Here is a 9,200-nt window from a genome sequence, read left to right on the forward strand (position 1 = left end):
TGTGCTCACTTTCCGGTTTGCGCGAACAGAACGCCGGGGTTCAGGATCCCGGCCGGGTCGAAGCTTTCCTTGACCCGGCGCAGCAGATCGAGCTTCGCCGGGTCTTCGAGCTTGGCGTAGTACTTCGTCTTGGTGCGGCCGAGGCCGTGCTCGCCGGAGATCGCGCCGCCCAGCTCGTAGGCGTAACCGAAGATGTCGGTCAGCAGCTGCGAGCGCGTGTCCGGGTCCTTGCAGAAGATCGCCAGGTGGACGTTGCCGTCGCCGGCGTGCCCGCAGCCGATCGCGCCGCCGCCGGCCGCCATCGCCAGCTCACGGGCTTTGGCCAGGAAGGACGGCATCGCGGTCCGCGGCACCACCACGTCGATCACGTCGTCCGCGCCCGCGGCTTTGGCGTTCCAGAAGGCTTTTTCGCGGGCTTCGATGAGCTTGCGCGCGGCTCCGCCTTCGAGCACGTACGCGTCGGCCGCGCCAAGTTCGACCAGAAGTTCGCCGAGTGCTTCGACGTCCTCGCCGAGCCGGTCGGCCACCCGGTTTTCCAGCGCCACGGCCAGATACGCCTGGGTCCGGTCGCGGATTTCCGCCGGGACGCCCAGTTCGAGCTTGTCGTTGTAGACCATCGCGGCCATCGTCATGTTGTCGATGTACTCGAGGATCTGCGGGGCGAGGCCGCTCGCGGCGATCTTCGGCACCGCCGCCATGACCTGTTCGAAATCGTCGAACGGGGCCAGCACCGTCGCGCCGTGCGGCAGCCGGGGCTGCAGTTTCACGATCACCTCGGTCACGAGTGCGAGCGTGCCCTCGGAGCCGATGATCAGCTGGGTGAGGTCGTAACCGCTGGAGATCTTCGACATCCGGCCGCCGACGCGGATGATCTCGCCGGTCGCGAGGACCGCCTGCAGGCCCGAGACGTTGCCGCGGGTGATGCCGTAGCGGATCGCGCGCATCCCGCCGGCGTTGGTGCCGACGGTGCCGCCGACGCTCGCGCTCAGCTCGCCGGGATAAACCGGGTAGGTGAGGCCGTGTTCGGCGGTTTTCGCGTCGAGTTCGGCCAGCGTGACGCCCGGCTGGACGACCGCGACGTGGTTGCCGGTGTCGATCTCGAGCACCGAATTCATCCGCTCGAACGAGACGACCAGCCCGCCCTCGACCGGACGTGCCGCGGCGGACAGTCCGCTGCCGGACCCGCGCGCGGTCACCGGGATGCCCTCGGCAGCGGCGATCTTCAGCAGCGCGGAGACCTCTTCGGCAGTGGCTGGTTTCGCGACGTACGCCGGTTTCTGGCCCGTCGTGCTGAGGGCTTCGTCATGCGCGTAGTCCTCGGAAATCGCGTCACCGGTCAGCAGGTTCCCCGCTCCGACGGCCCCTGCCAGCTGTGTTGCGATCTCGCTCATGCCGTCGCCTCCTTGAGGAGTTTCACGCTGGTCGCCCCGGAGACGACGGCATGAATGTCCATGATTCGCTTGCGAGCTGCGCTCATGCCACTCCCTCGTGCGCGCGTGCTTCGTGGCCGCAGCCTAGCTGTTCTGCCGCGAGACTGGCCATGAATAGTTTTCACGTTAGCGCATGCGGGCACGAAAAAGGCCACGCCGCGGCGTGGCCAGGGGAGAGAGCCCAAGCAGGGACCGGCCCGCGCCAACAGGCCGGCCCCTGGGTTAATCCTCGGTGCCGGTCAGACGAGCCAGCCGAGCACGTGCGCCAGGTGCGCGAGCAGACCCGAGATCAGGTCGTGGCCGTGGTGCGCGTGCTGGGTGAACATCTGCATTGAGGGGCTCCTTGTTCGGATTTGTTCTTCCTTGGTGCTCTCGCGAGGAGCCATCGCAGATTTCCACCGGCCCGCTCGCGGTGTCAAAACGCGGTTTTCCCTGTGCTGGCAAGGGATTGGCGGCCGGGGAATCTTCCCATGTTAAACATGTAAGGCTTTCGTGTTTGCTGCCGGGGGTGCACTGTGGACCCTTCGCCACGGTTCGTAGCGAATTCTGGCTTCGATCACCCTCGGTAGCAGAGGCACGCTGCGGCAACCGGGCGGTGTCGCCCCTCGAACCGGTGAATGCGAAGCCACGATTGGTGAGTTTCCGAGGTTCACACCGCCGGGTGATCATCGGGCCGGGATCCCTTGTCCGGCAGGAGATTCCGGGCGGCGATCATGATCGCGGAGGGTTAACCCGGCTTCACTCCGGAGGAACAATCTGGCCCGATCGGGCAGCGAAAGGGCCGGTCCCTCCGTAGTAGAGGAACCGGCCCGGAAAGCGACAGTCAGTCAGCGCGGGCGAACGACAGCGTCTCTCCTTCCACGCCGCGCAGCCAAAGGTCCTGCGCGGCCGCGGCCATCTCCGACAGGCCTTCCTCGATCGTCGCGAACACGTTGCCGGGCACCCAGCCCGCGTCGCCGTTGATCAGGAGGTTGTTGCGGCCGTAGAAAATCGCGAGATCCGTGGCACCCTGGTCGCTGTGCGCCTCGCTGCCCTCGTCGTAGCCGTACGCCGGATTGCCGATCTCCCACGCCTCGAATCCGAAGTAGACGACGTCGCCGGGGATTGGCGTGATGGTCGGATTCTCGCGGCCCGGCTTGGGCTCCGCGAAGGGCGGCACGAGCGTGTAGACCTCGTTGCGCGCGTACTTCGCGTGGTAGGCCGAACCGCTCTGCGGCAGTGCGTCCCACACCGCCTTGCAGGTGCGCGGTGCTTCGTCGTCGAGCAGCCGGGCGCGACAGGTGACGCCGCGCTTGTCGAGGCTGATGGTGATGTAGCGCGCCATGCCTCAGCTCCCCGTGACCGAAGTGACGACGTCGCCCCAGATGCGCAGCGCGTCATCGACCTGTTCCGCGTTGACGACCAGCGGCGGCACCATGCGCACGACGTTCGAGTACGCACCACAGGTAAGCAACAGCAGCCCGCTCTTCGCGGCAGCTTGCTGCGCGGCTTGCGCGGTCGCTGTGTCTGGTTCCCCGTCCGCAGTAGTGAACTCTGTGCCCACGAGAAGCCCGAGACCGCGTACGTCGCCGATGGCAGGTGTCTTGTCTGCGATGACGCGCGCGCCCTCCAAGAGTTGACGGCCGCGCTCTGCGGCGTTCTCGACCAAGCCTTCGTCCTTGATGACGTCGAGCGTCGCGATGGCCGCCGCGCACGACACCGCGTTGCCGCCGTACGTGCCGCCTTGCGAACCTGGGTACGCCTTCGCCATCAGCTCTTCCGAAGCGGCGATGCCGGACAGCGGGAAGCCGCTGGCGAGACCCTTCGCGATCAGCACGACATCCGGGTGGACGTCGAAGTGATCGTGGCCCCAGAACTTGCCGGTGCGGCCGAACCCGGCCTGCACCTCGTCGAGCACCAGCAGAATCCCGTGCCGGTCCGCACGCTCGCGCAGTCCGGCCAGGAACTCGGTGTTGGCCGGGACGTAGCCGCCCTCGCCGAGCACCGGCTCGATGAAGAACGCGGCCGTCTCGCTCGGCGCGGAGACGGTCTGGAAGAGATAGTCCAGCTCGCGCAGGGCGAATTTCGTCGCCGTCTGCTCGTCCCAGCCGTAGTGGTAGGCGTACGGGAACGGCGCGACGTGCACGCCGGACATCAGCGGCGAGATGCCCGCGCTGAACCGCGTGCCGGAGGTGGTCATGGTCGCCGCGGCGACCGTGCGGCCGTGGAACCCGCCCTGGAACACGATGACGTTCGGCCGTTTCGTCGCCTGCCGGGCCAGCCGCAGCGCGGCCTCCACGGCCTCGCTGCCGGAGTTCGCGTAGAAGAGCGAATCGAGCCCGGACGGCAGCACCTCGCCGAGTTTGCGGGTCAGTTCGAGCAGCGGCTGGTGCATCACCGTCGTGTACTGGCCGTGCACGAGCTTGCCGATCTGCTCGCGCGCGGCTTCGACCACGCGCGGGTGGCAGTGGCCGGTGCTGGTCACCCCGATGCCCGCGGTGAAGTCGAGGTGACGTTTCCCGTCCACGTCGTAGAGGTAAACCCCTTCACCGTGGTCGACGACGACGGGCGTTGCCTGCTTGAGCAGCGGGGAAAGCTGGGCCATGCGGCGCCCTCCTGGGTGCGGGTGGAGACGGTTGTCGATTGTTGACAATATCCATAGCATGAGTTCGGGACAACAGGAACAGGAGCGAGCTGGATGAGCGGGATCACCGAGAACGGCGTCGTGGACGCGGTCGGCAAGGAACTCTTCATCGGCGGCAAGTGGGTCTCCGCGCGCAGCGGGAAGACCTTCGACGTGCAGGACCCCTCCACCGGCGAGGTGCTGTGCCAGGTCGCGGACGCCGGACCGGAAGACGGTCTCGCGGCGCTCGACGCGGCGTGCGCGGCACAGGCCGGCTGGGCCGCCGTCGCCCCTCGCGAGCGCGGCGAGATCCTGCGCCGGGCGTACGACAAGCTCATCGAGCGCCGCGACGAACTGGCGCTGCTGATGACCCTGGAAATGGGCAAGCCGCTGGCCGAGGCCGCTGGCGAAATCACTTACGCCGCCGAGTTCTTCCGCTGGTTCGCCGAGGAAGCGGTGCGGATTGACGGCGGCTACGCGGTCGCTCCGAACGGCAACGGCCGGTTCCTGATCACGCGCCAGCCGGTGGGTCCGACGCTGCTCATCACGCCGTGGAACTTCCCGATGGCGATGGGCACCCGCAAGATCGGCCCGGCCGTCGCCGCGGGCTGCACGATGGTGATCAAGCCCGCCGCGCAGACGCCGCTGTCGATGCTCGCGCTCACCCAGATCCTCGCCGACGCGGGGCTGCCCGAAGGCGTGCTGAACGTCGTCACCACCAAGGACGCGGGCGGGGTGATGGAGCCGCTGATCCGCGACGGCCGTGCGCGCAAGCTGTCCTTCACCGGTTCGACCGGGGTCGGGCGCAAGCTGCTGGAGCAGTGCGCGGAGAAGGTGCTGCGGACGTCGATGGAACTGGGCGGCAACGCGCCGTTCGTCGTGTTCGACGACGCGGACCTGGACGCCGCGGTCGAGGGCGCGATGCAGGCCAAGATGCGCAACATCGGCGAGGCGTGCACCGCGGCCAACCGGTTCTACGTGCAGCGCGGCGTGGCCGACGAGTTCTCCCGCCGGCTCACCGAGCGGATGCAGGCGCTGCCGATGGGCCGCGGCACCGAGGAAGGCGTCGTGGTCGGTCCGCTCATCGACGAGGCGGCCGTGAAGAAGGTGACCGAACTGGTCAAGGACGCCACGGACAAGGGCGCGCGAGTGCTCACCGGCGGCTCGCGGGTCGACGGCCCGGGACACTTCTACCCGGCGACCGTGCTCACCGATGTGCCGATGGACGCCCGGCTGGCCAGCGAGGAAATCTTCGGCCCGGTCGCGCCGATCACCCCGTTCGACACCGAGGACGAGGCGGTCGAGAAGGCCAACGACACCGAATTCGGCCTGGTGTCCTACCTGTTCACCAGCGACTTGAAGCGCGCGCTGCGGGTGTCGGAACGCCTTGAGGCCGGGATGATCGGCCTCAACCAGGGCATCGTGTCCAACCCGGCGGCTCCGTTCGGCGGCGTCAAGCAGTCCGGTCTCGGGCGCGAGGGCGGCACGGTCGGCATCGACGAGTTCCTGGAGACCAAGTACATCGCGGTGAGCCTGTGACACACCGGATCGCGAGCATCCCGGGCGACGGGATCGGGGTAGACGTCACGATCGAAGCGCGCCGGGTCCTCGACGCGGCCGCGGAGAAGTACGGCTTCTCCTTGGAATGGACCGAATTCGACTGGAGCTGCGAGCGGTACGCGAAGACCGGCGCGATGATGCCGGAGGACGGGGTCGCGCAACTGTCGGGTTTCGACGGAATCCTGCTCGGCGCGGTCGGCTTCCCCGGCGTCGCCGACCACGTTTCCTTGTGGGGCCTGCTGATCCCGCTGCGGCGGGCGTTCCAGCAGTACGTCAACCTGCGGCCGGTCCGGTTGCTGCCGGGGACGTCCTCGGTGCTGGCCGGGCGGAAGGCCGACGAGCTGGAAATGGTGATCGTCCGGGAGAACTCCGAGGGCGAGTACTCGGAGATCGGCGGACGGCACAACGCGGGGCGGCCGGACGAGTTCGTGCTGCAGGAGTCGGTGTTCACGCGGGTCGGGGTGGAGCGGATCATCCGGTACGCCTTCGAGCTCGCGCGCACGCGTTCGCGGCACGTCACGTCGGCGACGAAATCCAACGGGCTGATCCACTCGATGCCGTACTGGGACGAGATTTTCGCCGAGGTCGCGGCCCAGTACTCCGACGTCCGCGCGGAACAGTGCCATGTGGACGCCCTCGCCGCGCGGATGGTGCAGGCCCCGGACCGGCTCGACGTGGTGGTGGCGTCGAACCTGTTCGGCGACATCCTGAGCGACCTCGCGGCCGCGATCACCGGCGGACTGGGCATGGCGCCGTCGGGAAACATCAACCCATCAGGTGAGTTTCCGTCGATGTTCGAGGCGGTCCACGGGAGTGCTCCGGACATCGCCGGACAGGGCATCGCGAACCCGGTCGCCCAGATCCTCGCCGGGGCGATGCTGCTGGATCACCTCGGTGAAACCGTTGCCGCACAAGCGATTCGCACCTCGGTCGACGAGGTGCTGACCGCCGGCGAAACCCTCACCCCCGACCTCGGCGGAACCTCTGCCACAACCGCGCTCGGCACCGCGGTGGCCGCTTCGCTCCGCTGATTTTTCGTCGGTGCCCCGCGGTTGACTCCTCCCTGACCCGCCAACGGGTCCCCGAGGGGAGGAGGGCACCGATGTGCCAGCTGTGCGAGGAACCGGAAAGATCGCGGGAGCGATACCTGATCGCGGTCCTGGACGAGATCAGGGAACAGGGCTGGTGCGTCCAGGGCGTGCTGGGAACAGGATCCCGGCCGCCCTGGGCGTACACCGCGGGCCTGACCGTGCGAGGCCTGCCCGAACTGGTCGTCACCGGCCTGCCGCCGCACCACGCGGCGCGGCTGCTCAACGCCGCCGCCGAAGAGTCGCTGCACACCGGCCCGCCGGTGCCCGGACAGCAGTGGTCGCTGCCCCGGTTGCCGCGGCTGGAAGTCGTCCAGCTCAGCGCCCCCGCGGCGCATCTGCATATCGCGGTGTGCTGTTACGGCACGGGAATCGAAGCCAGGCAACTGGTCTACGCCGACTCCGCTGGCTGGTTCCCGTGGTCGCCGCAGTACAACTCCGGCCGCGGCGGACAGCCCGTGCTGGGGGTGCGGCATGCGTGAGTTTTCCCTGCTGTGCCTCGGTTTTCGGTGCTTGCGGCCGGTAGACTCGGACCATGCCCGAACTTCTGGCCCCCAGCGTCCGCCTGCACCGTGCCTGGCTGGAAGCGCATCGAGAATGGGGTCCGGGCTTGCACGAGGACGGCTTCGGCCTGTCCGCGGCGGACGAGGTCGAGTCCTCGGCTGGCTTCGCCGCCTGGGTTTCGGCGCTGTCCCGGGCCGAGGCGGTGCACCGCTGGCTGGTCGAGGACGGACAGGTGCTCGGCGGAATCGCGCTGCGCACCGGACCGGCCTCGTACGTTCGGTGGGCCGGGCACGTCGGCTTCGGCCTCCGTCCGTCGGCGCGTGGCCGTGGACTCGCTTCCTGGGCGCTGCGCCAAATGCTGCCCGAGGCCCGGCGGCTGGGTTTGCCTCGCGTGCTTGTGGTGTGCGAAGCGGAGAACCTCGCGTCCGCCAAAACAATCGAGCACGCGGGTGGCGTACTGGAGGAACTTCACCAGACCGAGCACGGACCAGTGCGGCGATACTGGATCACGCTGGAAGCCGCGCCTGGGATGCCTTCGAACTGACTGCGGGCCCAGCTTTCAGACCGGTGTGGAGGGGAGCTCCTCACCCCGGACCAGGTGCCGATTTCGGGTACCGGCGCGGGAATCGGGCAGCGCGGAGCATGCGTTCAGGTGGCGCGTTCCGTCACCGCGATCGCCTCGCGAAGCGTCCGCCGCGCTCGCGCGATGTCCTCCGCCCGGCGGTCGAGTTCGGTGAGCTGAGTGCGCAGCGCCCCCAGTACGCCCGGACACGGACGCAGCGACCCGTCCGCTTCGGCGCAGGGCAGCATCCGCTTGATCAGGCTGGTCGGCAATCCCGCGGCGAGCAACGCGCGAATCTGCCGCACGGTCTGCTCGGCCGCCGGGGCGTAGTCGCGGTAGCCGTTGGGCCGCCGGTCCGCCGTCAGCAGTCCGACGCGTTCGTAGTACCGCAGGAGCCGTTCGCTGGTCCCGGTGCGCTCGGCCAGCTGCCCGATCCGCATCGCCCCTCCGCTGAGCTTGACCTTGGCATGGTGTCAACGTTCAACACTGATCCCGGCGACCGCATTCCGCGCGCCCGACCTGACCGGGAGTTTCCGTTGATCATCGATGCCCACAGCCACGTCCACGACCCGGTGCGGCAGCACCTCGCGCTGCTGGACGAGGCCGGAGCCGACCGTGCCGTGCTGTTCGCGACCAGGCCGCATCCCGAACGAGCCGTCGATCTGGCTTCGTTCCGCCGGGAAATGAGCGTGCTGGACAACGCGCTCAACGGCGGCTCCGCCGACGGTTACGAGTCCGCCTGGCAAGAACTCGACACGGCGCTGGCCGCACACCCCGGCCGCTTCCTGGGTTTCCGTTCAGTCCGCCTGGGTCTGCCCGCGGATCAGCTCGGCCCGGAAATCGACCACCTCGCCCGAAATTTCCACGGCATCGGCGAGCTGACCCCGCCTCCGGGCGCCGCCGCTCGGATCGAACCAGTGCTGCGGGCGGCCACTGACCACAATGGACTCCCCGTGGTGGTGCACGGCTCCGCCCCGACCACCGAAGAAGATTTGTCCACTTTGGCCAAACTGGCCCGCCGCTACCCGACCGTGCCGCTGGTTATCAGCCAACTGGGTGGCACTTATTGGCTCACCGCGATCGACCTCGCCCGGGACAAGCCGAACCTCTACCTGGAACTGTCGACAGCCAGCATCGTCTTCGCGGTCCGGCTGGCGATCACCGAACTGCCGGACCGCACGATGTTCGGCTCGGACGCTCCGTACGGCGACCCAGTTCTCTCCCGCACGACGATCGAACGCCTGACCCCGCCAGGAGAACTGCGAGCCCGCGTCCTCGGCGGCACGATCGCGGAGGTGCTGGGGTTATGAGACGCATGCTTGGCATGACAACCGGCCACTGCGCGGGAAGGCTGTCCGCGGTACTCCGCAGAGTACTCGCGATTCCGCTCCGGCGGCTGGTGTCGTTGCTCGGCGGTGCGGTGGCCGAGAACCCGCCGGTCTCGCCCCGCAGCA

Annotated in this window: 9 protein-coding genes; 5 read left to right on the forward strand and 4 right to left on the reverse strand. The window is 68.4% G+C overall.

The window, feature by feature from the left end; genetic code table 11:
* Positions 1–5 precede the first annotated feature (5 nt).
* The 3 genes from ACZ63D_RS10655 to ACZ63D_RS10665 all read right to left on the reverse strand — a co-directional run bounded on the left by ACZ63D_RS10655 (position 6) and on the right by ACZ63D_RS10665 (position 4,014).
* Positions 6–1,391: an FAD-binding oxidoreductase gene (locus tag ACZ63D_RS10655; protein WP_465354045.1), complete on the reverse strand. Its 1,386-nt coding sequence runs from the start codon at positions 1,389–1,391 to the stop codon at positions 6–8.
* A gap of 862 nt (positions 1,392–2,253) precedes the next feature.
* Entirely contained in the window at positions 2,254–2,754 is a 501-nt protein-coding gene (locus tag ACZ63D_RS10660) for a DUF3830 family protein (RefSeq protein WP_009082826.1), read from the reverse strand.
* A gap of 3 nt (positions 2,755–2,757) precedes the next feature.
* Positions 2,758–4,014, reverse strand: coding sequence for an aspartate aminotransferase family protein (locus tag ACZ63D_RS10665; RefSeq protein WP_465354046.1), 1,257 nt, complete (start codon positions 4,012–4,014; stop codon positions 2,758–2,760).
* A gap of 93 nt (positions 4,015–4,107) precedes the next feature.
* Between ACZ63D_RS10665 and ACZ63D_RS10670 the strand changes: the two genes are divergently transcribed.
* The 4 genes from ACZ63D_RS10670 to ACZ63D_RS10685 all read left to right on the forward strand — a co-directional run bounded on the left by ACZ63D_RS10670 (position 4,108) and on the right by ACZ63D_RS10685 (position 7,728).
* A complete protein-coding gene (locus ACZ63D_RS10670) occupies positions 4,108–5,571 on the forward strand; it encodes an NAD-dependent succinate-semialdehyde dehydrogenase (protein WP_465354047.1) in 1,464 nt (487 codons plus the stop codon).
* Positions 5,568–6,623: a tartrate dehydrogenase gene (locus ACZ63D_RS10675; RefSeq protein WP_465354048.1), complete on the forward strand. Its 1,056-nt coding sequence runs from the start codon at positions 5,568–5,570 to the stop codon at positions 6,621–6,623. Before ACZ63D_RS10670 ends, ACZ63D_RS10675 begins: the two co-directional genes overlap by 4 nt.
* A gap of 71 nt (positions 6,624–6,694) precedes the next feature.
* The gene (locus ACZ63D_RS10680; protein ID WP_465354049.1) at positions 6,695–7,162 is read left to right on the forward strand and encodes a DUF4262 domain-containing protein; all 468 of its coding nucleotides are present in this window, start codon (positions 6,695–6,697) and stop codon (positions 7,160–7,162) included.
* 53 nt (positions 7,163–7,215) lie between these two features.
* Positions 7,216–7,728, forward strand: a complete 513-nt coding sequence (locus tag ACZ63D_RS10685) for a GNAT family N-acetyltransferase (RefSeq protein WP_465354050.1) — start codon at positions 7,216–7,218, stop codon at positions 7,726–7,728.
* Between the two features lie 104 nt (positions 7,729–7,832).
* On the opposite strand, the gene ACZ63D_RS10690 is transcribed toward ACZ63D_RS10685, so the two are convergent.
* Positions 7,833–8,186 (reverse strand): MerR family transcriptional regulator, encoded by a 354-nt coding sequence (locus tag ACZ63D_RS10690; protein ID WP_465354051.1) that lies wholly within the window; start codon positions 8,184–8,186, stop codon positions 7,833–7,835.
* 96 nt (positions 8,187–8,282) lie between these two features.
* Between ACZ63D_RS10690 and ACZ63D_RS10695 the strand changes: the two genes are divergently transcribed.
* Entirely contained in the window at positions 8,283–9,056 is a 774-nt protein-coding gene (locus ACZ63D_RS10695; RefSeq protein WP_465354052.1) for an amidohydrolase family protein, read from the forward strand.
* Positions 9,057–9,200 lie beyond the last annotated feature (144 nt).

It is taken from the genome of Amycolatopsis sp. NPDC104775, assembly GCF_055583325.1.

Bases quoted from the DNA above. Each gene is read 5' to 3' on its own strand.
- ACZ63D_RS10680 (WP_465354049.1), top strand. From the start codon at position 6,695: ATGTGCCAGCTGTGCGAGGAACCGGAAAGATCGCGGGAGCGATACCTG.
- ACZ63D_RS10655 (WP_465354045.1), bottom strand. From the start codon at position 1,391: ATGAGCGAGATCGCAACACAGCTGGCAGGGGCCGTCGGAGCGGGGAAC.
- ACZ63D_RS10665 (WP_465354046.1), bottom strand. From the start codon at position 4,014: ATGGCCCAGCTTTCCCCGCTGCTCAAGCAGGCAACGCCCGTCGTCGTC.
- ACZ63D_RS10690 (WP_465354051.1), bottom strand. From the start codon at position 8,186: ATGCGGATCGGGCAGCTGGCCGAGCGCACCGGGACCAGCGAACGGCTC.
- ACZ63D_RS10670 (WP_465354047.1), top strand. From the start codon at position 4,108: ATGAGCGGGATCACCGAGAACGGCGTCGTGGACGCGGTCGGCAAGGAA.
- ACZ63D_RS10660 (WP_009082826.1), bottom strand. From the start codon at position 2,754: ATGGCGCGCTACATCACCATCAGCCTCGACAAGCGCGGCGTCACCTGT.
- ACZ63D_RS10685 (WP_465354050.1), top strand. From the start codon at position 7,216: ATGCCCGAACTTCTGGCCCCCAGCGTCCGCCTGCACCGTGCCTGGCTG.